The organism is Gemmobacter caeni (genome assembly GCF_003054195.1).
Lineage (GTDB): Bacteria > Pseudomonadota > Alphaproteobacteria > Rhodobacterales > Rhodobacteraceae > Gemmobacter > Gemmobacter caeni.
On sequence record NZ_QBKP01000009.1, the window covers coordinates 39,749 to 59,992 of the forward strand.

Annotated in this window: 18 protein-coding genes and 3 tRNA genes; 11 read left to right on the forward strand and 10 right to left on the reverse strand. The window is 64.3% G+C overall.

Annotated features, from left to right (window positions below):
• Positions 1–21: 21 nt before the first annotated feature.
• The 4 genes from C8N34_RS14525 to efp form a co-directional block, all read right to left on the reverse strand.
• Complete coding sequence (locus C8N34_RS14525; protein ID WP_108129431.1) at positions 22–1,281, reverse strand: aspartate kinase; 1,260 nt, start codon at positions 1,279–1,281, stop codon at positions 22–24.
• Positions 1,282–1,369: 88 nt separating this feature from the next.
• Entirely contained in the window at positions 1,370–2,224 is an 855-nt protein-coding gene (locus tag C8N34_RS14530) for a bestrophin family protein (RefSeq protein WP_108129432.1), read from the reverse strand.
• A gap of 91 nt (positions 2,225–2,315) precedes the next feature.
• Positions 2,316–3,698 (reverse strand): bifunctional enoyl-CoA hydratase/phosphate acetyltransferase, encoded by a 1,383-nt coding sequence (locus C8N34_RS14535; RefSeq protein WP_108129433.1) that lies wholly within the window; start codon positions 3,696–3,698, stop codon positions 2,316–2,318.
• Positions 3,699–3,833: 135 nt separating this feature from the next.
• Positions 3,834–4,403 carry an elongation factor P gene (gene efp / locus C8N34_RS14540; protein ID WP_054304491.1) on the reverse strand — a complete coding sequence of 190 codons (570 nt, stop codon included), beginning with the start codon at positions 4,401–4,403 and terminating at the stop codon, positions 3,834–3,836.
• Between the two features lie 98 nt (positions 4,404–4,501).
• Here efp and epmA point away from each other — a divergent pair, with 98 nt between their 5' ends.
• Together epmA and C8N34_RS14550 are read left to right on the forward strand one after the other, a co-directional pair.
• Positions 4,502–5,542, forward strand: a complete 1,041-nt coding sequence (gene epmA / locus C8N34_RS14545) for an EF-P lysine aminoacylase EpmA (protein ID WP_108129434.1) — start codon at positions 4,502–4,504, stop codon at positions 5,540–5,542.
• Between the two features lie 225 nt (positions 5,543–5,767).
• Entirely contained in the window at positions 5,768–6,865 is a 1,098-nt protein-coding gene (locus C8N34_RS14550) for a TRAP transporter substrate-binding protein (RefSeq protein WP_108129435.1), read from the forward strand.
• A gap of 175 nt (positions 6,866–7,040) precedes the next feature.
• On the opposite strand, the gene C8N34_RS14555 is transcribed toward C8N34_RS14550, so the two are convergent.
• Complete coding sequence (locus C8N34_RS14555; protein WP_108129436.1) at positions 7,041–8,885, reverse strand: TRAP transporter large permease; 1,845 nt, start codon at positions 8,883–8,885, stop codon at positions 7,041–7,043.
• The gene (locus C8N34_RS14560; protein ID WP_054304503.1) at positions 8,882–9,466 is read right to left on the reverse strand and encodes a TRAP transporter small permease subunit; all 585 of its coding nucleotides are present in this window, start codon (positions 9,464–9,466) and stop codon (positions 8,882–8,884) included. The genes C8N34_RS14555 and C8N34_RS14560 overlap by 4 nt, the downstream gene beginning before the upstream one ends.
• 257 nt (positions 9,467–9,723) lie before the next feature.
• Here C8N34_RS14560 and C8N34_RS14565 point away from each other — a divergent pair, with 257 nt between their 5' ends.
• Genes C8N34_RS14565 through C8N34_RS14575 form a run of 3 tightly spaced genes read left to right on the forward strand, consistent with a single transcriptional unit; the run spans position 9,724 to position 14,230 of the window.
• On the forward strand, positions 9,724–10,758 hold the full coding sequence (locus tag C8N34_RS14565; RefSeq protein WP_054304488.1) for a cysteine synthase A: 1,035 nt from the start codon (positions 9,724–9,726) through the stop codon (positions 10,756–10,758).
• A 5-nt stretch (positions 10,759–10,763) separates the two neighbouring features.
• Positions 10,764–13,502: a DUF3772 domain-containing protein gene (locus C8N34_RS14570; RefSeq protein ID WP_158640698.1), complete on the forward strand. Its 2,739-nt coding sequence runs from the start codon at positions 10,764–10,766 to the stop codon at positions 13,500–13,502.
• Positions 13,499–14,230: an alanyl-tRNA editing protein gene (locus C8N34_RS14575; RefSeq protein ID WP_108129438.1), complete on the forward strand. Its 732-nt coding sequence runs from the start codon at positions 13,499–13,501 to the stop codon at positions 14,228–14,230. Before C8N34_RS14570 ends, C8N34_RS14575 begins: the two co-directional genes overlap by 4 nt.
• Before the next feature lie 61 nt (positions 14,231–14,291).
• On the opposite strand, the gene C8N34_RS14580 is transcribed toward C8N34_RS14575, so the two are convergent.
• Entirely contained in the window at positions 14,292–15,092 is an 801-nt protein-coding gene (locus C8N34_RS14580; protein WP_054304485.1) for a helix-turn-helix domain-containing protein, read from the reverse strand.
• A 179-nt stretch (positions 15,093–15,271) separates the two neighbouring features.
• Between C8N34_RS14580 and C8N34_RS14585 the strand changes: the two genes are divergently transcribed.
• The 3 genes from C8N34_RS14585 to C8N34_RS14595 all read left to right on the forward strand — a co-directional run bounded on the left by C8N34_RS14585 (position 15,272) and on the right by C8N34_RS14595 (position 15,861).
• Positions 15,272–15,535 carry a hypothetical protein gene (locus tag C8N34_RS14585; RefSeq protein ID WP_054304484.1) on the forward strand — a complete coding sequence of 88 codons (264 nt, stop codon included), beginning with the start codon at positions 15,272–15,274 and terminating at the stop codon, positions 15,533–15,535.
• 80 nt (positions 15,536–15,615) lie between these two features.
• Positions 15,616–15,705: transfer RNA gene (locus C8N34_RS14590), tRNA-Ser, on the forward strand.
• A gap of 80 nt (positions 15,706–15,785) precedes the next feature.
• Positions 15,786–15,861, forward strand: a tRNA-Pro gene (locus tag C8N34_RS14595).
• A gap of 694 nt (positions 15,862–16,555) precedes the next feature.
• Here the strand turns inward: C8N34_RS14595 and C8N34_RS14600 are convergent.
• Positions 16,556–16,645: transfer RNA gene (locus tag C8N34_RS14600), tRNA-Ser, on the reverse strand.
• A gap of 242 nt (positions 16,646–16,887) precedes the next feature.
• Between C8N34_RS14600 and C8N34_RS14605 the strand changes: the two genes are divergently transcribed.
• Entirely contained in the window at positions 16,888–17,766 is an 879-nt protein-coding gene (locus C8N34_RS14605; RefSeq protein ID WP_170120558.1) for a DUF2059 domain-containing protein, read from the forward strand.
• A gap of 11 nt (positions 17,767–17,777) precedes the next feature.
• On the opposite strand, the gene C8N34_RS14610 is transcribed toward C8N34_RS14605, so the two are convergent.
• Together C8N34_RS14610 and C8N34_RS14615 are read right to left on the reverse strand one after the other, a co-directional pair.
• The gene (locus C8N34_RS14610; RefSeq protein WP_108129439.1) at positions 17,778–18,308 is read right to left on the reverse strand and encodes a YbhB/YbcL family Raf kinase inhibitor-like protein; all 531 of its coding nucleotides are present in this window, start codon (positions 18,306–18,308) and stop codon (positions 17,778–17,780) included.
• 31 nt (positions 18,309–18,339) lie between these two features.
• Entirely contained in the window at positions 18,340–19,185 is an 846-nt protein-coding gene (locus C8N34_RS14615) for a helix-turn-helix transcriptional regulator (RefSeq protein WP_158640697.1), read from the reverse strand.
• A 297-nt stretch (positions 19,186–19,482) separates the two neighbouring features.
• Between C8N34_RS14615 and rplU the strand changes: the two genes are divergently transcribed.
• Positions 19,483–19,878 (forward strand): 50S ribosomal protein L21, encoded by a 396-nt coding sequence (gene rplU, locus C8N34_RS14620; protein ID WP_108129441.1) that lies wholly within the window; start codon positions 19,483–19,485, stop codon positions 19,876–19,878.
• A gap of 13 nt (positions 19,879–19,891) precedes the next feature.
• A complete protein-coding gene (gene rpmA, locus C8N34_RS14625) occupies positions 19,892–20,161 on the forward strand; it encodes a 50S ribosomal protein L27 (RefSeq protein ID WP_054304472.1) in 270 nt (89 codons plus the stop codon).
• The last annotated feature ends 83 nt before the right edge of the window (positions 20,162–20,244 follow it).

The window sequence follows — 20,244 nt, forward strand, 5'->3', positions numbered from 1 at the left end:
TCGGGTCAGCTTTGGCCGCGATCAGGCTTTTTCCAGCTCGAACGCATCGTGCAGCGCCTGCACGGCCAGCTCCATATACTTGCGGTCGATAAGGACCGAGATCTTGATTTCCGAGGTCGAGATGACCTTGATGTTCACGCCCTCGTTGGCCAGCGCCTTGAACATCTTGGCGGCAACACCCGTATGGCTGCGCATGCCGATGCCGACGACCGAGACCTTGGCGACATCGGTGTCGATGATCAGCTCGTCATATTTGATGACGCCGGCGGCGCGGGCATCTTCCATCGCCTTCTTGGCGCGCTCGACCTGGTTGATCGGGCAGGAGAAGGTCATGTCGGTGACGGCGCCGGGGTGGCTGTCGTCATAATCCTTCTCGGAGATGTTCTGAACGATCATGTCGACGTTCACGCCCGCCTCGGCCAGCGGGCCGAAGATGGCCTGGGCCACGCCCGGACGATCCTCGATGGTGAAGAGGGTGATCTTCGCTTCCTCGCGCGAGAAGGCGATGCCCGAGACGACTTTCGATTCCATGATTTCCTCCTCGTCGCAGACCAGGGTGCCAGAGTTTTCGTCGGTATCCTCGAAGGACGACAGCACGCGCAGCCGCACCTTGTAGCGCATCGCCAGTTCGACGGACCGGGTTTGCAGCACTTTCGCGCCGAGGCTGGCAAGCTCCAGCATTTCCTCGAAAGCGATCTTGTTCAGCTTGCGCGCCTTGTCGGACACGCGCGGGTCGGTGGTGTAGACGCCATCGACATCGGTATAGATGTCGCAGCGTTCGGCCCCGAAGGCGGCGGCGAAGGCCACGGCGGTCGTATCCGAACCGCCCCGGCCCAGCGTGGTGATGCGGCCCTCGGCAGACAGGCCCTGAAAACCCGCGACCACGGCAACCTTGAAGCCTTCGGCGAATTTCACGTCGATATTCTCGCGCGGGATCGACACGAACCGGGCCGACCCATGCGCGGAAGTGGTATTGATCGGCACCTGCCAGCCCTGCCAGGAGCGGGCGGGCACGCCCATCTCCTGCAGGCGCAGCGCCATCAGACCGGCGGTCACATTCTCGCCCGAGGCCACCACCGCGTCATATTCGCGGGCGTCGTAAAGCTTCGACGTGCCCTCGACCCAGCCGACCAGTTCATTGGTCTTGCCCGACATGGCAGAGACGATGACGATCACGTCATAGCCACGCTCGACCTCGCGCTGCACCTTCTTCGCGGCATTTTCGATCCGCGCGAGATCGCCCACCGAGGTACCACCGAATTTCATAACCAGAAGCGGCATGGCCAACCCCCGTTCTGCCATTAAAACCGCGCGTTCCATACCAGAAGCGGGGGGGGATGCAAGCGCGCTTTCCGATGGGGAAGGCGGTTCAGTCCAGCCGGAAGTTCACCGGCTGCAAGGGTGGCGGCGCGGCTTCGCCCAGATGCGGCGCGAGGCCGATCTCGGCCAGACGGCAGATTGCATCGAGCGGCAGCGCATTCGCTGTATTGCCAAAGGGATGCGCCAGTTCCTCGGTCACCTCGGCCAGGCCGAAGAAAGTATAGGCCACGATCAGCGCGAAGACCGGCGTCAGCCAGCCCGCAGGTTCTACCAGCGCAAGCGGCAGCAGCAGGCAGTAGAGCCAGCTCGTGCGGAAGACCAGCAGGGAATAGACGTAGGGCAGCGGCGTTGCGCGGATACGCTCGCACCCGGCCTGCGCAAGCGCGATGCCGGACAGGCGGGCCGAAAGGGTGCGGGCGCCGAAGCCGTCCAGTTGCCCGTTGCGGCGGGCCTCGGCCAGCAGGCTGTTCATCGCGTCCAGCGTCGCATCCGGGCCTTCGCCCGCTGCCAGCGGCAGGCCGCGCAGCGCACTGCGGTGCAGATGCAGGAAATCACGCATCGACAGCAGCAACTGCATCCGGGTCTCGGTGTCGTCGAGAAACAGATCCGCTTCGCGCGCGAGGCTGCGGCTGTCGGCCAGAAGCCCGCCCCAAAGTTTGCGTGCCTCCCACCAGCGGTCATAGGCCGCATTGTTGCGAAAACCCAGAAACAGCGACAGGGCGACGCCGAATACCGCGAAGGGGGTGGCGCTCAGATGTGGCAGCGGCATGATGTTGTGATCCCACAGCATTGCGGCCACCGCCAGCACGCCCACCAGCGCAAGCTGCGGCGCGATATGCGGCAGGACCGAACCGCGCAGGGCGAACAGCAGCTCTGCCGTGCCGGGTTTTTCGCGCAGGATCATCGCGGCCTCCGTCTTTCCTGCCCTTGGATCGGCCCGAAGCCGCCATCCGTCAAGGCCGGAGCCGACAGGGCCGCGCCTGTCTGCGACGGTCTCAGGCCCGTGCCGCGCCGAAATGGTGCAGCGCAGCCACCGCGCAGGAGGCGAGCCGCGACATCGGGCTGTCTGAACGGGAGTTGAGGATCACCGGCACCCGCGCGCCCATCACCAGCCCCGCGCCTTCTGCATGGCTGATGAAGGCGAGCTGCTTGGCCAGCATATTGCCCGCGTCGATGTCGGGCACGACAAGGATGTTGGCCCGCCCTGCCACGCCGCCCTGCAAACCCTTGGTGCGGGCCGCGCCGATATCCACCGCATTGTCCATCGCCAGCGGCCCGTCGACCAGCCCGCCCCTGATCTGGCCGCGCTCGGCCATTTTCGACAGCAGCGCCGCGTCGATGGAGGACTGGATGGCGGGGGTCACGGTTTCCACCGCGCTCAGCACGCCGACACGCGGCTCCATCCCCAGTGACAGCGCGAGGTCGATAGCGTTCTGGCAGATGTCCATCTTGGTGGTGAGGTCGGGCGCGATATTGATGGCGGCATCCGTCACGATCACCGGCTGCGGCTGGCCCGGCACATCCATGACGAAGATATGGGTGAAGCGGCGGCCGATGCGCAGGCCTGTGTCGCGGTCGAGCATCGGGCGCAGCAGGTCTTCGGTATGAAGGTGCCCCTTCATCACTGCGGCCGCGCGGCCTTCATGCACCAGCTTGCAGGCCATGGCCGAGGCCGCCGCATCGCCCGAGGTCACGTCGATCAGTTCGAACCCCGAAATATCGGCGCCGGTTTCCGCCGCCGCCGTGCGGATCGCGGCCGCCTTGCCGATCAGAATGGGGGTGATCAGGCTTTCCCGCGCCGCCAGCAGCGCGCCGCCCAGTGAATTGGCGTCATCGGGGCAGACCACGGCTGTGGGCAGCGCGGGCAGAGGTCGTGCGCGATCCAGAAGCGCATCGAAATGCCGGTGGCGCTGCACGATGAGGCCCGGAACCTCGATATCGTCGCGGCGGAATTTCACCGTGGGCGCCTGTACCTCGGCCTCGCCCGACAGCAGCAGCGCATCGTCGCCGGTGCGGCGGATCTCGGTCCCCAGACGCAGAACGTTGCCCGCGCACTTTTCCAGCACGGTGACGCGGCAGACCAGTTCATCGCCCGCATGGGCACGGGCATGAAAATCCAGCGTCTGCCGCAGGTAAAGCGTGCCGGGGCCGGGCAGTTGCGTGCCGAGTACCCCGGAGATCAGCGCGCCCAGAAACATCCCCGGCGTGATCTGTTCGGGGTGGCCATCACCATCGGTATCGGCATTGGGCAGGTGCATCGGGTTATAGTTCCCCGAGGCGGCGGCAAAGACATAAAGATCGTCGGGTGTCACCAGCCGCCGGATTTCGGCGCTGTCGCCTGCGGCGATTTCGTCAAAGGTCCGGTTCACCATATGCATCGGCATCTTCCTTGCGTGGGCAGGGGATGGGTGGCCGGGAATCGGGGCGCGGGTCAAGCCGTGGCGCGACGGCAGGCCCATGCAAAAGGCCCGGAGATGCCTCCGGGCCCTGCAAGTCAGCGGAAAGGGAAAGGATCACTCCTTCGCGCGTTCCACATAGCTGTTGTCGGTGGTGTTGATCACGATGCGGGTGCCGACGCCGATATGCGGCGGAACCATCACGCGGATACCGCCGGTGCAGATCGCGGGCTTGTAGCTGGACGAGGCGGTCTGACCCTTGACGACCGGCTCGGTCTCTTCAACCTCGACGGTAACCTTTTGCGGCAGTTCGATCGACAGTGCCACGCCCTCGTGGGTCAGGATCCAGACGCGGATACCGTCGCGCAGGTGGACCTTGGCATCGCCGACGACATCCTCGGACACTGCGATCTGCTCATAGCTCTCGGGGTTCATGAAGTGGAAGCCTTCGCCATCCTCATAGAGGAAGTCGAATTCGTTCTCGTCGACATGCGCCTTTTCCACGCTGTCCACGGTCCGCCAGCGCTCCTGCACTTTCACGCCATCCGAGATGCGGCGCATCTCGACCTGGGTCACCGAGTTGCCCTTGCCCGGATGCACGTTTTCGGCGGCGATCACGACATGCAGCACGCCGTTGAGGTCGATCACGTTGCCCTTGCGGATCGAAGAGGCGATCACTTTAGCCATTGTTACGGTCCTTGGTTGGAATTGAGACAGGCTCTGGCGCCCGGATGGCGAAGCGCCTAAACCATCCGCGACCCGATTTCCAGAGAAAAGCCCGCGAAATGAGCCCGACACCCTGGTGGAACCCCGCGCGCCACGCCGACCGCCGCCCCGCGCTGCTGGCGCGTGCCCGCCTTCAGGCCGCGCTGCGCGGCTGGTTCGCGGGGCAGGATTTCCTTGAGGTCGATCCGGTGGCGCTTCAGGTCAGTCCCGGCAATGAGGCCCATCTGCACGCTTTTGCCACCGAGGCCATTGGCAACGACGGGCTGCCGGTTCAGATGTATCTGCATACCTCGCCCGAGTTTGCGATGAAAAAGCTGCTGTCGGCGGGGGAGGAACGGATCTTTGCTTTCGCGCATGTCTGGCGCAATCGCGAGCGCGGGGCGCTGCACAGCCCGGAATTCACGATGCTGGAATGGTATCGCGTGGGTCAGGATTACACGGTGCTGATGGAGGATTGCGCGGCGATGCTGCGGCTTGCCGCCGAGGCGGCGGGGGTCACCACGTTGCAGCATCGCGGCATCACCTGTGATCCTTTCGCGGCGCCGGAACGACTGTCGGTGGCCGAGGCGTTCGGGCGTTTCGCCGGGATTGACCTGCTCGCGACCTGTGACGGGGCGGAGACGGATGCCGCTGCCTTGCGTGCGCAGGCGCGCGCGGCAGGTATCGAGGTGCGGGATGACGACACCTGGTCTTTCCTGCTGTCCAAGATCCTTGTGGAAAAGGTCGAACCCCATCTGGGCCATGGCCGCGCGACGATCCTTGACCGCTACCCGACCGCCGAGGCCGCACTGGCGCGGCGTTGCGCCGATGACGCCCGCGTGGCGGAACGGTTCGAGATCTATGCCTGCGGGGTGGAACTGGCGAACGGGTTTGGCGAGTTGACCGACCCTGCCGAACAGCGCCGCCGTTTCGAGGCCGAGATGGACGAGAAGCAGGGCATCTACGGCGAACGTTACCCGCTCGACGAGGATTTTCTGGCAGCGCTCGCCTTCATGCCTGCGGCCAGTGGTATCGCACTGGGGTTCGACCGGCTGGTGATGCTGGCGACCCATGCGCCCCGGATCGACTACGTGATCTGGACCCCGGTCGCGGGGGGCTGAACCTGCCGCGCTGTCGCATTCGCGGGCAGTTGCCGCGCGAACGGGCAGGGCAGCTCAGGGTGCCGTAAGGTCATTTCATGTTTTTTGCCCTGTGGTAAGAAAACCTTACCGAATGCCATCTTGCCGCGCAGAAAACGGTTCTCAAACCCGTTTGGGGCCGCTAGGCTGCCCGTCGACACCGATGGCGCGGCAGATCCGGCCGCGTTGTGCAATGAGGAGGAACGGATGGATCGTCGGAAGTTTTTGAGGAATGCGGGTCTTGGCGGTTTGGCAGCCGGGGGGCTTGCGGCACCGGCGCTGGCGCAGGAGGCTCCGAAGGTGACGTGGCGCCTGACCTCGTCCTTCCCGAAGTCGCTGGATACGATCTATGGGGCGGCCGAAGTGCTGTCGCAGCGGATTTCCGAAGCGACGGACGGCAATTTCACCATCCAGTGCTTCCCGGCGGGCGAACTGGTTCCGGGCCTGCAGGCCGCTGACGAGGTGAGCGCGGGCAACATCGAGGCCTGCCACACCGTCGGTTACTATTACTGGGGCAAAGACCCGACCTGGGCGGTGGCGGCGGCTGTGCCGTTCTCGCTGTCGGCGCGCGGCATCAATGCCTGGCACTACCATGGCGGCGGGATCGACCTTTACAACGAATTCCTGGCCGACAAGAACATCTTCGCGCTGCCGGGTGGCAACACAGGCGTGCAGATGGGTGGCTGGTTCCGCAAGGAAATCAACACCGTCGAGGATCTGAAGGGCCTGAAGTTCCGCGTTGGCGGCTTTGCGGGCAAAGTGCTGGAAAAGCTGGGCGTCGTGCCGCAGCAGATCGCCGGCGGCGACATCTATCCGTCGCTGGAAAAAGGCACCATCGACGGCGCCGAATGGGTCGGCCCCTATGACGACGAGAAGCTGGGCTTCTACAAGGTGGCGCCCTACTATTACTATCCCGGCTGGTGGGAAGGTGGCCCGACCGTCCACTTCATGTTCGGCAAGGCCGCCTATGAGGGGCTGCCGAAGAACTATCAGTCGCTGCTGCGTTCGATCTGCCAGGGTGTCGATGCCGACATGCTGCAAAAGTACGACTACAAGAACCCGACCGCGATCAAGAGCCTCGTGGCCAATGGCACGCAGCTGCGTCCGTTCAGCCCCGAGATCCTGAGCGCCTGCTTCGACGCCGCGAATGAGGTCTATGCCGACATGGAGGCCACCAACCCGGCCTTCGCGAAGATCTGGCAGTCGATCAAGGCGTTCCGTTCGGAGAACTACACCTGGGCGCAGATCGCCGAATACAACTACGACACCTTCATGATGATGCAACAGAACGCGGGCAAGCTGTAAGTCTTCCCCGTTTCGTAGCCGGGGGTCATCCGGCGCGAACAACCTCTCCCCCGGTTCGGAAGGACCGGGGGTTTTTCTTTGTCACGGTCCGGGGCGCGATCTGATGTGATGCGCTGAGATGGAAAAGGCCCCTCCCGGTGGGGAGGGGCCTTTGTGCTGTCGCAAGGGGTCGCGATCAGTTCTGCGGCTGGGGTTCCGGTTGCCCGATGGCAGGCGCGCCCAAAGAGGGTTGGCCCAGAGACGGCTGGCCCAGAGAGGGTTGGCCGAGTGAGGGCTGACCCAGCGCGGGCTGGCCGGGGGCGGGGGCCGGAGTGCCGCCGAGATTCGGCTGACCCAGGCCGCCACCCAGGCTACCCGGTTGGCCGAGACCACCACCCAGACCACCACCAAGTCCGCCGCCGCCGAGGCTCGGCATCTGCGGCAGGGTGATGGTGACATTGGTGGTATCCACCGGCTTGCCCTTGTAGTGCATCACCAGCCCCGGGAAGCCGATCACGACGGCCACCATCACGATCTGGATGAACACGAAGGGTACGGCCCCCCAGTAGATCTGCCCTGTCGTCACCGGAGCAGTTTCCTTGCCGGTTACCTTGTCGATGTAGGGCAGACGCGGCGCGACCGAGCGCAGGAAGAACAGCGCAAAGCCGAAGGGTGGGTGCATGAACGAGGTCTGCATGTTCACGCCCAGGATGACGCCCAGCCAGATCAGGTCGATCCCCAGCGCCTCAGCCGGGGCAACAAGCAGCGGGACGATGATGAAGGCCAGCTCGAAGAAATCGAGGAAGAAGGCCAGGAAGAACACCAGCACCGACACCACGATCAGGAAGCCCATCTGCCCGCCCGGAAGCGAGGTCAGCAGGTGTTCCACCCAGAGGTGCCCGTTCACGCCATAGAAGGTCAGCGAGAAGACCCGTGCCCCCAGCAGGATGAACATGACGAAGGCAGACAGGCGGGTGGTCGAGGCGAGCGCCTGGCTGATGACCGGCAGGGTCAGCCGCTTCTTGGCCGCCGCCAGAACCATGGCGCCCACCGCGCCCATGGCGCCGCCCTCGGTTGGCGTCGCAATGCCGAGGAAGATGGTGCCGAGCACGAGGAAGATCAGCGCGAGCGGCGGGATCAGCACGATGATCACCTGTTGCGCCAGACGCGACATGACGCCGATTTTCAGCGCCTTGTCCAGCAGAGCCGCCAGATAGACCAGGCCGATGCCGATGGTAGGCGCATAGATGTCGGCATTGGTGCCGACCTTGGGGTGCAGCCAGTGGAAGGCAGCATAGGACAGTGCCGCGCCGACCACGATGGCCACCAGCAGCGAGGTGACGCCCGAGCCGAGTGTCCGCGCCTCCAGCGGCAGGGCGGGCATCGACTTTGGCCGGAGGATCGACATCACCAGCACATAACCGAGGTAAATGCCGGTCAGCACCAGACCGGGCAGCAGGGCACCGGCATACATGTCACCCACCGAACGGCCAAGCTGGTCGGCCAGAACGATCAGAACGAGGCTGGGCGGGATGATCTGTGCCAGGGTGCCCGAAGCCGCGATGACCCCGGAGGCGATGGAACGGTCATAGCCATAGCGCAGCATGATCGGCAGCGAGATCAGGCCCATCGCGATCACACTGGCCGCCACCACGCCGGTCGTCGCCGCCAGCAGCGCGCCCACGATGATCACCGCATAGGCAAGACCGCCACGAACCGGCCCGAAAAGTTGACCGATCGTATCCAGCAGATCCTCGGCCATGCCGGATCGTTCAAGCACGATCCCCATGAAGGTAAAGAAGGGGATGGCAAGTAATGTCTCGTTCGACAAGACCCCCCACAGCCGGTTCGGCATCGTGTTCAGCAGAGGCCAGTCAAGATTGATCGCCCCACCGGACAGGGGGGCGAGTTCGACCCCGATGAAGAAGAACAACAGCCCGTTCGCCGCCAGCGAGAACGCCACCGGATAGCCCAGCAGCAGAAACACCACCAGTGACACGAACATGATCGGCGCAAGGTTCAGCGCGATGAATTCCATCATTTGACGTTCTCCCGCGCCATTTCCTCACCTTCCAGCGTCGCTGCCGCATGGGAGGACACGAAGGGAGAGGGATCGGGTATCACGCCCCGCATCACCGCGATTTTCTTGATGATTTCAGAGACGCCCTGAAACGCCAGCAGCACGAAGCCTGCCAGCAGCAGGGCTTTGGCGGGCCAGAGGATCAGACCGCCCGAATTGGTGGAAACCTCGCCGATGCGTACCGAGCGCTGTACATAGGGCACCAGATACCAGACCATCAGCAGCACGAAGGGCATCAGGAACAGCAGATGGCCCAGCAGGTCGATCCAGTGCTGCACGCGCCGCGACCACAGGCCATAGACGATGTCGATGCGCACATGTTCGTTCTGTTTCAGCGTATAGGCCGCAGCCAGCAGGAAGGCGGCGCCGAACAGATACCACTGCATTTCCAGCCAGGCATTTGACGAGGTGCTGAACGCCTTTCGAACGATGGCATTCGCCGCGCTGATGATGACGGCAACCAGGATCAGCCACATGACTGATTTTCCTATAAACTCGTTGATACGGTCTATCGCGGCAGAGACTGCCAGCAGGCTCTTCATCTCGTAGATCCCCCCATATAAAGGCGCCTTTGCGGCGCTCATACCTCAGTTTGCCGAAATTGGTAAGAAAAGTTTTCCAAAATCGGGGATCGGGTTTTGCCCTAGCTTCTTTTTCATGGATTTTTGTTCGGAAACCAAGGGGGAAGTGGCGGAAATCCCTCCTGCATTCCGGTTCGGCGACCGCACATGCCGCTGCGGTTCTTGAGTTCCTCCCCCTTCGACCCTAAACCTATGGGACGCAACAAAGGAAGCCATTCATGCGTGTCTCTAGCGATCTTGCCGCGTCGATCGGCAATACCCCCCTCATCCGCCTGCGCAAGGCGAGCGAGCTGACGGGCTGCGAGATCCTCGGCAAGGCCGAGTTCATGAACCCGGGCCAGTCGGTGAAGGACCGCGCGGCGCTGTTCATCATCCGCGACGCCGTGGCGCGCGGCCTGCTGAAGCCTGGCGGCACGATTGTCGAGGGCACGGCGGGCAATACCGGCATCGGACTTGCCCTGGTCGGCGCCTCGATGGGCTTCCGCACCGTCATCGTGATCCCCGAGACGCAGAGCCAGGAAAAGAAGGACATGCTGCGCCTTGCCGGGGCCGAACTGGTGCAGGTGCCTGCGGCGCCTTACAAGAACCCGAACAACTATGTCCGTTATTCCGGTCGTCTGGCCGAAGAACTGGCGCGGACTGAACCGAACGGCGCGATCTGGGCGAACCAGTTCGACAATACCGCAAACCGTCAGGCACATATCGAAACCACCGGGCCGGAGATCTGGGAACAGACCGGCGGCAAGGTGGACGGGTTCATCTGCGCCGTGGGGTCGGGTGGCACGTTCGCCGGTGTTGGCATGGCCTTGCAGCCGAAGGGCGTGAAGATCGGTCTGGCCGATCCCGAGGGCGCGGCGCTGCATGCCTTCTACACCACCGGCACGCTGGATTCGCCCGGCTCCTCGATCACCGAGGGGATTGGTCAGGGGCGGATCACCGCCAACCTCGAAGGCTTCACCCCTGATTTCAGCTATCGCATCCCCGATGCCGAGGCGCTGCCCATTGTCTTTGACCTGCTGTCGGAAGAGGGGCTGTGCCTTGGCGGCTCGTCCGGCATCAACGTGGCGGGCGCCATCCGCATGGCGCGCGAGATGGGGCCGGGCCATACCATCGTCACCGTGCTTTGCGACTATGGCACGCGCTACCAGTCCAAGCTGTTCAACCCCGCCTTCCTGAAGGACAAGGGGCTGCCGGTGCCGGAATGGCTGGACGATGCCGGGCGCCGTCTGCCCGAAGTCTATCAGGACGCCTGATCGCAATGGTTCGTCCGGGGTTCCTGCGGTCACAACCGCTCGCGGTTCTGGCCTTCGTTCTGGCTTTGGCGTCCGGCGTCGGTGCGGGCGCCGGATATGCCCAGGAAGGGCAGGGCACCGATGCGCCTGCTTCCGCAGAAACACAGTCACCCGCAGAAACACCGGCACCCGCAGAACCGCAGGGCCAACCGCCCGCCGAACCGGCGATAGATGCGGCGAAGGTCGGGGCGGGCGCCGCCCCCGCGACGGGAGGGCTGAGCAAGAGCCAGACCGCCGGGTCGACGACCGGCGGCAAGTCGATCACGGTTTCGACGCCTGACAGCGCCAAGGTCGATTACGCGGCCTGGGAACAGATGGGCCAGCGCGCCGACCGCGCTCTGGCCGATGCCAATACCTCGAACAACGGGCTGGAACTTCTGCGTGGCCAGCTTGTTGCCTGGCGCACCAAATTCCAGACTGCGCAGACTGCCAACAGTTCGCGGATCACCCGCCTTCGCGACCAGATCTCTGCCCTGGGGCCGGTTCCGGCCGAAGGCCAGTCCGAGGCGCCGGAAATCGCGCAGCGTCGGCGCGACCTTTCGGAGGAGCTGTCGCGGCTTGAGGCGCCGGGGCGCGCGGCGGAAGAGGCCTATCGCCGGGCCAACGGGCTGATTGCGCAGATCGACGCCGTTTTGCGCGACCGGCAGGCCAAGCAACTGCTCAAGCTCTGGCCCAGCCCGGCCAATCCGGCGAACTGGGAGGATGCGGCCATTGCCGTGCGCGATACCGGCGCAACGATCTGGCGCGACCTGACGAACAACTGGCAGCGCGCCGACCGCCGGGCCGAGATGTTCGATACCCTGCCGGTGATCGGTATTCTTCTGGTCATGGCGGTGGTGCTGATCTGGCGTGGCCGCGTCTGGATCGAACGCTTTGCCAACTGGTTGCAGGGCCCCAGCCGATCCGGCCGCTGGAGCCGCGTGCTTGCCTTCATCGCCTCGCTGGGCCAGATCGTCGTGCCCTCGGTGGGTGTGATCATGGTCGCGGTGGCGGCACTGGCGTCGAAGATGTTCACCGGCATGGCGGCCAGTATGGTCGAGGGGCTGGTGCTGACCGGCATCACCCTGTTCACCGGCATCTGGCTGGCGGCGCGGGTCTTCCCGAAACATCCCGATGATGGCGGCCCGCTGGGCTTTCCGGTGCAGACCCGGATCGAGGCGCGCTTTCATGTGCAGTTCATGGGGCTGCTGCTCGGCCTTGGCTCGCTGGAAACCGCGATCTTCCCGCCTGCGCAGCTGAGCGAAGCTGCGGTTCCGGTGATGAGCCTGCCGTTGCAGCTGTTGCTCAGCCTGACGCTGTGGCGTTTTGGTCATCTGGTGAACCGCTGTGCGGGTCAGCAGGCCAGCGACGGGTCCGTGGCAGGGGCGGCAGATGCCGGACGCTTCCGGCTGAGCCTGATCCAGATCATCGCGAAATTCGTCATCGCACTTGCCGTTGTCGCGCCCGTTCTGGCGCTGATCGGCTACAGCTCTGCCGCCAGCGCGCTGCTGTTCCCGGCCACGGCCTCGCTGTTCCTGATCGGCCTGCTGCTGATCCTTGTGCAACTGATCGGCGACCTCTGGGGCGCCGTGGTGCCGGGTGACGAGGATACCGCCGGGCAGGGGCTGCTGCCGGTGCTGGCGGGCTTTCTGCTGACGCTGGTGTCGCTGCCGGTCTTCGCCCTGATCTGGGGCGCGAGGATCGAGGATCTGGGCGAGTTGTGGAACCGCTTTGCCCAAGGGTTCACCATTGGCGAGACGCGGATATCACCGTCGAACTTCGTCTATTTCCTGATCCTGTTCATCATCGGCTACGGCGCCACCCGGCTGTTCCAGAGCGCGCTGCGCAGCTCGATCCTGCCCAAGACCAAGCTGGATCAGGGTGGGCGCAACGCCATCGTCTCGGGCACCGGCTATGTGGGGATCTTTCTTGCCGCGCTGATCGCGGTTTCCGCCGCCGGGATCGACCTGTCGGGTCTGGCCATCGTCGCCTCCGCCCTGTCGGTCGGTATCGGTTTCGGCCTTCAGAACATTGTGCAGAACTTCGTTTCCGGCATCATCCTGCTGATCGAACGTCCGGTCAGCGAGGGCGACTGGATCGAGGTTGGCGGCGTGACCGGCACGGTCAAGTCGATCTCTGTGCGTTCGACCCGCATCCAGACCTTCGACCGCTCGGATGTGATCGTGCCCAATGCCGATCTGGTCAGCCAGCAGGTGACGAACTGGACGCGGTTCAGCCTGGCCGGGCGGGTCATCGTGCCCGTCGGTGTGGATTACAGCTCTGACACCGAACAGGTGGCCCGCATCCTGCGCGAGATCGCAGAGGCGCATCCGCTTGTGGTGCTGGAGCCGCCGCCCAGCGTGGCCTTCATGGGGCTTGGTGCGGATGCGCTGAACTTCGAGATCCGCATGATCATCCGCGACGTGAATTTCTCGCTGTCGGTTCGGACCGAAGTGAATCACGCCATCGTGCGCCGCTTCCGCGAAGAGGGCGTGGCGATGCCATTTTCGCAGCGCGACATCTGGCTGCGCAACCCCGAGGCGGTGGCCGAGGCGCTGGCCGGGCTGCGGGCTGCGGTGGGCGGTGCCGGACCCGTGGCCCCCGCTGATGGCGACGGCTCTGCCGCGCGACCGCAACCGCGTCAGCGCGACGATATACAGCTTGACCCGCCAGCCGATCCGCGCGCAGACGAGATACCGGATTTCGACGACGGGACAGAACGATGACCGACACGCACACACGCCTGCTGTTCCGCGAGGATGCCTATCTGCGCGATGCGCCCGCGCAGGTGCTGGCGCATACGCCTGAGGGCGGCATCGTGCTGGATGCCTCGATCTTCTATCCCACGGGCGGCGGGCAGCCGGGCGACAGCGGGCGGCTGGAATGGCAGGGCGGCACGCTGGACATTGCGACGGCGGTCAAGGTCGGGCCCGCACAGATCGCGCTGGTGGCGGCAGAGCCGCGCCCTTTGCCTCCGGTGGGCACCAGCCTGCGGCAGTATCTCGACTGGGAGCGCAGGCATCGTCACATGCGTGTTCATACCGCGCTGCACCTGCTGTCGGTCGTGATCCCCCTGCCGGTGACCGGCGGCCAGATCGGGGCCGAGCGCGGGCGTCTGGATTTCGACATGCCCGAACCGCCCGCCGATGTCGGGGCGCTGAATGAGGCGCTGAATGCGCTGATCGACCGCGATCTGCCGGTGGGCGAGCAATGGATCACCGATGCGGAGCTTGCCGCCAATCCGGGGCTTGTGAAAACCATGTCGGTCCGCCCGCCCGCCGGTCAGGGACGGGTGCGGCTGGTGCGGATCGGGCAGGGCGCAGGCCAGGTCGATCTGCAACCCTGTGGCGGCACCCATGTCGCCCGCACGGCCGAGATCGGCCGCGTCGAGATCGGCAAGATCGAGAACAAGGGCCGCCAGAACCGTCGGGTCAGCCTCACACTGGCGGATTGACGCGACAGCGCGTCACAACGGCTGCGCGGGGCGACTGATGCGCTTTCGCGTCAGGGCGCGTTCACAACCCGTCAGGAATGCGGCTCAGCGCCCGCTGAATGATCGGGGGGGCATAACTCATGTCATGCACGGTATCCTGGCGCACGATGGCCCGCCACAGCGCCGGATCATGGGGCAGGCGCTCCAGCACGGCTGCCGTCATCCGGTTCATCCCGTCAATGCGCCGACGCACCAGAAGCGAGAATCCGGGGTAGAAGCGCATGTTCCCCTCCAGCCCGAATTCGAAGAAATTGATGTTCGACTGGTTCTGCCGGTCCTGGCAATAGATCGACACGCCATCGAGATGCTGCCGTACCAGGCCGAAATAGGCCAGCCGGGGGAAGCGGCGCGCATTCGGATTTTCCTGCTGGGCCAGCAGATTTTCCTCGAATCCCTTGAACAGGGTGACCTCGTCGCGCGTGCGGATCAGGGCAACGTTGGTGACGATTTTTCCCTGAAACATGAAGGACTTGCGCCAGAATCTGTAAACCGCGTCCGGCAAGACCTCGGGGTCCACGGGGCGCGATCTTCCGATCAGAAGCTTGTCGCGCATCTCCAGCAGGAAGCGGTCGGGGATTGACCGGCGCAGATCTTCCAGCGGTTCCAGCAGAATGCGCGCATCCACCTCGAAATGGGTGCAGATCCGTGCAAGGATATCGGGACGCGGGAAGGCCTCCCCCGCGAGGTAGCGGTTGAACTGCGTGCGGTTGATCCCGATCTGCTGGCACAGGACCGAGATCGGCGGCCCACCGTCGCAAAGTTCGCGCAGATTGCGGCCGAAGATCGAACGGACTTCGGTCGGTGACAGGGGGGCCTTGGCCATGGGTCAACCCTCGGGCGGTGGTCTGACGCTGTTCAGCGTCACTCCTGAAACAAAATCGCAGGCTTGTCCACGGTATTGATGCGGAATTCCACATGCAGCGTCAAAGAGCCTGTGCATAAATGATTGAAAGGGCAAGCTTGCCCGAAGTTGGCGCAACCTGTTCGGAGACGGAGTGTCAGATGCTTGGGGTCGTGATCTGGAACTGCCATCGCACAGGCCGGGCGATTGTCTGGTGTTCCGATCATCGTGATCTGGCGCATTACGACGGGCCGGCCGCGGGCACTGCACCGCTGCGGATCGATGTCGGGGATCTGGTTGAAATGTCCTTCCTGCCGGACAGCAGCGTGCGTCGCTGTGCCGATCTGCGTTTGATCGAGCAGGGCTACATGCCCGATGTCGTCAGCGAATTGCGCGGTCGCCGCACCGCAATCGCCGCCGCATGACCGAAGGGCGGAGCCGGTGATACAGAACCGCACCGCAGCCCCTTGCACCCGTCCCGGAACTGCGGTTATACGGCTGCAACGGACAGTTGGCCGAGTGGTCGAAGGCGCACGCCTGGAAAGTGTGTAGGCGGGGAACCGTCTCGAGGGTTCGAATCCCTCACTGTCCGCCATCATCATAAAATCTTCTGTGTTTTTATGGTCTTTGGCCGTATTATTGTGTCTCGAATTGTGGTGCAAAAGGTGCATCGTTCTGGGCGTGGCGCAGGAGGTAGCGCGACGCCTTTGGGTGCCGCTGGTCGCGGGTTCGATCCCCGCCGCCCAGACCACGGAATCACGAACGCCAGACTGACTAAACCCCGAAACCCGCACACGAACAATCAGCCGCAAAATTGCGCTGCTGCAACTTTCAGTGTAAAACACTGCAAATTTGCGTGTCAGCTATCAACCAGAGCCTCACAGCCTCGGCAAGCGCCTTATTTTATTGAGGAAAGACGGCTGGCGACGGGTAACGACACCTAGCGACGGATAGGGCAACGCACTCTCTTAAAAACCCCTATGTTTTTGTCGCGTTACAGAAAGCGCGCGCTAGTTGCATCCTACGGCCAGTCGGAGACTTCCCGCCAAAAGGGCACTGTGGCTCGAAAACGCCTTGTATCGTTGGGCTAAACGCGGTTTTCCAACAGAGCGCCCGCAGGAGCCTTCGGAAACCGTCACTGGACTGGTTCGCGCTTTTGGCCCCCTAATTTTGTCCGATGTCCCATCGTGGACATACAGGTAAGCCATAGTGCCAATCTCGCTGCGCCTATCGATAAATGCCTTATTTTATTGGCTTAAGACGGCTCGGGACACCTTACGACAGGTAACGACGCTTCAGGCGTGGCACCGCCTCTTATGGCCCCCTGTTTCTGTCGCATTACATTTCCGCGTCAATCCGCCGCCAAATGGGGGAAAGAATGGTGGAAGCTGACGACGTGAAGTCGCAGATTTGTCAGCTATTTCAATAGGTTAAATGGAAGCAAGTGGCGGAGAGACAGGGATTCGAACCCTGGGTCGGCGCAAACCGACAACGGTTTTCGAGACCGCCGCATTCGACCACTCTGCCACCTCTCCGCGTCAGGGATCGTCGTGGAGCGGGGATTTAACGAAGCATTCGGGGGCTTGCAAGACCCCTTTCACAGAAAAGTTGAAAATTGCGTCAAGTTGCTGGAATGGGGCGGAAATCCCTTCGGGTGCTTGCGTCTCGCGGTGCGATCACGTGAAGATGTGGCCGGGCTGGTTGGCAAAGGCGTGGCGACGGGTTAGCTCTGGACCTGCGGCCCGCAAACGGGCCCGATGTGGCAGGAGGTAGGCCCGTGTCGAAATTCTGCGGCCCCGTGGCGATTCTGGCCGTGATGCTGGCGATGGGGCAGGCGCCGCTTGCCCATGCCGAGGCGCCGACCGGGGCGCCGGCGGCGGGGGCTTCTATTCCGGCCGGGCTGACCGAGCTGACCCGAACCCTGCACATTGACGAGCTGATCGCGGTCATGCGGGCAGAGGGGCTGGACTATGGTGCCGCGCTGAAGACCGAGATGCTGCCCGACAAGGCGCCTGCAGCCTGGGAGGCTTTGGTCTCGCATATCTATGACCCCGGGCGGATGCAGGCCGAGTTCGAGACCGCGCTGGCACGGGAACTCACCGGCGCACCGGAGGTCATTGCGGCTGCGGAGGCCTTCTTCGGCGATGCGCGAGGCCAGAAGATCCTGTCGCTGGAGATCGAGGCACGTCAGGCGCTGCTGGATGACAAGGTGGAGGAGGCCGCGCAGGCCGCCGTCGCCCGGATGGAGGCCGAAGGCGCCCCCCGGCTTGAGGCGCTGCACCGTTTCGCCGAGGCCAATGATCTGGTCGAGATGAATGTCATGGGCGCGATGAATGCCAATCTAGCCTTCTATCGCGGGCTCAATGCGGGCGGTGCCTTTGGCGATGCCATGTCCGAAGCCGACATGCTGGCCGAGGTTTGGGGGCAGGAGGCGCAGGTGCGCTCCGAGGCGGAGGACTGGCTCTGGCCCTATCTCTCGCTGGCCTATCAGCCGCTGTCGGATGAGGAACTGCAAGCCTATCAGCGGTTTTCCGAAAGTCCCGAGGGCAAGCGGCTGAATGCGGCGGTCTTCGCCGCATTCGATGGCATGTTCGTCCGCATCAGCACTGAACTCGGCCTTGCAGCGGGGCGTCAGATGCTGGGCGAAGACATCTGACGCGGGGCCGGTCAGCGGCCGTAGGTCGCGGTCAGACTGGCACTGCCCAACGCCTGTGCGCGGGCCATGAAGCTGATCATCGCGGGGCTGGCCAGCGCGCCTTTGGGCAGGGGCGCGGGCAGGGCGTAAAGCGTGACCGTGTAATGATGCGGCGCATCGCCTTCGGGCGGGCAGGCGCCACCAAACCCCGTGGTCCCGAAATCGGTGGCGGTTTCCACGGCGCCATCGGGCATATGTCCACTGGCGCCCGCAGGCAGGCCGGTCACATCGGCGGGCAGATTGGCCACCGACCAGTGCCACCAGCCTGATCCGGTCGGCGCGTCGGGGTCATGCATCATCAGGACGAAGGCCCCGGTGCCCTCGGGCGCGCCGTGCCATGCCAGATCGGGCGAGATATTGCCGCCGGTGCAGCCAAACCCGTTGAACACCTGATCCATGCCAAGCGTGCCTGTGCCAAGCGCATCCGAGGTCAGCACCATATCGGCTTCGGCGCCGCTGGCGATCAGGCTGGCGGCCAGAAGGACGGGATAGAAGGAACGCATTGCAATCTCCTGTTGCTGGGGATGCGTCCTTCTAGCCGGTCGTGACCCCCGGCATGGCCCCGTTCCGCGCAGGCTCTGCCCCGTTCCGCTCATCCTCGGACAGCGGGAGGCGGATTTCATGCGGTGCAAGGCCGAACCGCGCCCGGAAGCGCGCCGCAAACTGCTGGGGCGAGGCATAGCCCACTTCGGCGGCGATCCGCGACACCGGGAAGGCGGTGCATTGCAGCATCCCCAGCGCCTGCGTCAGCCGGGCATCGCGCAGCAGGACGGCAAAGCTGGTGCCCTCGGCGGCCAGATGACGGCGCAGGGTGGCGGGGCTGCGCGCCATCTGACTGGCGGCGCTGTTCGCCGTCCAGTCGGCAGCCGGATCGGCGGCGATCAGGGCGCGCAGCCGGTCTGACAGCCGGACGGGGCCGGGGGGCGGCAGAACCGCCCCGTCCAGCGCCAGCCACAGCGCCAGTTCCTCCAGCCGCAGCGCCAGCACATCGGCGGGCAGAACCGCGAAAGGCGAGGGCGCAAAGAAACCGCCAAGCAGGGTCGCAGCCGGTTCAGGAAGGGCGGCCAGCGGCATCGGTCTGGCCGAAGCGGGGCGTGGTGTGGCCGGAAGCCGCGCCATCGCCGCCTCGATCGCGGTGCGTGGCAGGGGCAGGGCGCGGGCCTCGTATCCACCGCGACCGTCGGGGATATTGCAAATGGTCATCGGCAATGCCTCGGGCAGCAGGACCAGCCCGCCCTCGGGCACCGCAAGCCGCTGCCCTGCCGTGATCACCTCTTTGACACCACGGCGCACTTCGATCAGCGCGGGCATCGGCGAGACCAGGCTGTGCATCCGGGCCTGCCTGGCCTGCCGGATGATCTGTCCGGGCAGCATGGTCATTGCGGCCACCGGCGGTTGACGGCGGCGGCGGATCGGGTCAGGCAGGGATATGTGTCGGCGCGGATCATGCCCCAGCATACCCCGAAGCCCGCGACAGACAAAGTCCGCCCGCACGGGTGTTGACTTCGTATCCCTGATCCCCGATAAGCGCGCATCCCGAAGGCTCGGTCCGAGTCAGCGGGCTTATTCTCATCTTCGCCCCCGAGGGGCGCGCTGTCCGAGGCAGGGAAACCCGGCAACACCAAACCGGCAACGGGGCGGGGCCACAGGATGCGGAAGTTCGAAAAGGAAAGACCCATGTTCGCGGTCCTCAAGACGGGCGGCAAGCAATACAAGGTGCAGGCTGGTGACATCCTGCGCGTTGAAAAGCTCGCGGCCAATGCTGGCGACAAAGTCCAGTTCAACGAAATCCTGATGGTGGGCGGTGAAACCGTCACCCTCGGCGCTCCGACCGTTGCCGGCGCTGCCGTGCAGGCCGAGGTGATTGCCCAGATCAAGGGCGAGAAAACCATCCACTACGTCAAGCGTCGCCGCAAGCACAGCTCGCAGCGCACCAAAGGCCATCGTCAGCAGCTCACCCTGCTGCGCGTGACCGACGTGCTGTCCTCGGGTGCCGATAAATCGGGCGTCATGGCTGCCACCGGCACCGCCGATGCCCGCCGCGCCGCGCATAACAACGCACCGGCGAAATAAGGAGTAACACCCCATGGCACACAAGAAAGCAGGCGGCTCCTCGCGCAACGGTCGTGATTCGGCCGGTCGTCGTCTTGGCGTGAAGCTGTATGGCGGCCAGGCTGCCATTCCGGGCAACATCATCGTCCGTCAGCGTGGCACCACCTGGTTCCCGGGTGAAGGCGTCGGCATGGGCACCGATCATACGATCTTTGCCACTGTCGAAGGCCGCGTCACCTTCAAGAAGGGCCTCAAGGGCCGCACTTTCATTTCGGTCCTCCCGGTTGCGGAGGCGGCCGAGTAAGCCGAACCGTTACAACTGGCTTGTAACAAGGGGGTCGGCCGAAAGGCCGGCCCCTTTCCTCATTTTCGCCGCCAGTGTGCGGC

What these genes read in the sequence shown, in the direction of transcription:
- rpmA (WP_054304472.1), top strand. Translation starts at nt 19,892, where the DNA reads ATGGCACACAAGAAAGCAGGCGGCTCCTCGCGCAACGGTCGTGATTCG.
- C8N34_RS14550 (WP_108129435.1), top strand. Translation starts at nt 5,768, where the DNA reads ATGGATCGTCGGAAGTTTTTGAGGAATGCGGGTCTTGGCGGTTTGGCA.
- C8N34_RS14535 (WP_108129433.1), bottom strand. Translation starts at nt 3,698, where the DNA reads ATGCATATGGTGAACCGGACCTTTGACGAAATCGCCGCAGGCGACAGC.
- rplU (WP_108129441.1), top strand. Translation starts at nt 19,483, where the DNA reads ATGTTCGCGGTCCTCAAGACGGGCGGCAAGCAATACAAGGTGCAGGCT.
- C8N34_RS14530 (WP_108129432.1), bottom strand. Translation starts at nt 2,224, where the DNA reads ATGATCCTGCGCGAAAAACCCGGCACGGCAGAGCTGCTGTTCGCCCTG.
- epmA (WP_108129434.1), top strand. Translation starts at nt 4,502, where the DNA reads ATGAGCCCGACACCCTGGTGGAACCCCGCGCGCCACGCCGACCGCCGC.
- C8N34_RS14525 (WP_108129431.1), bottom strand. Translation starts at nt 1,281, where the DNA reads ATGCCGCTTCTGGTTATGAAATTCGGTGGTACCTCGGTGGGCGATCTC.
- C8N34_RS14570 (WP_158640698.1), top strand. Translation starts at nt 10,764, where the DNA reads ATGGTTCGTCCGGGGTTCCTGCGGTCACAACCGCTCGCGGTTCTGGCC.
- C8N34_RS14585 (WP_054304484.1), top strand. Translation starts at nt 15,272, where the DNA reads ATGCTTGGGGTCGTGATCTGGAACTGCCATCGCACAGGCCGGGCGATT.
- C8N34_RS14560 (WP_054304503.1), bottom strand. Translation starts at nt 9,466, where the DNA reads ATGAAGAGCCTGCTGGCAGTCTCTGCCGCGATAGACCGTATCAACGAG.
- C8N34_RS14575 (WP_108129438.1), top strand. Translation starts at nt 13,499, where the DNA reads ATGACCGACACGCACACACGCCTGCTGTTCCGCGAGGATGCCTATCTG.
- C8N34_RS14555 (WP_108129436.1), bottom strand. Translation starts at nt 8,885, where the DNA reads ATGATGGAATTCATCGCGCTGAACCTTGCGCCGATCATGTTCGTGTCA.
- C8N34_RS14610 (WP_108129439.1), bottom strand. Translation starts at nt 18,308, where the DNA reads ATGCGTTCCTTCTATCCCGTCCTTCTGGCCGCCAGCCTGATCGCCAGC.
- C8N34_RS14565 (WP_054304488.1), top strand. Translation starts at nt 9,724, where the DNA reads ATGCGTGTCTCTAGCGATCTTGCCGCGTCGATCGGCAATACCCCCCTC.
- C8N34_RS14580 (WP_054304485.1), bottom strand. Translation starts at nt 15,092, where the DNA reads ATGGCCAAGGCCCCCCTGTCACCGACCGAAGTCCGTTCGATCTTCGGC.
- C8N34_RS14615 (WP_158640697.1), bottom strand. Translation starts at nt 19,185, where the DNA reads ATGACCATGCTGCCCGGACAGATCATCCGGCAGGCCAGGCAGGCCCGG.
- efp (WP_054304491.1), bottom strand. Translation starts at nt 4,403, where the DNA reads ATGGCTAAAGTGATCGCCTCTTCGATCCGCAAGGGCAACGTGATCGAC.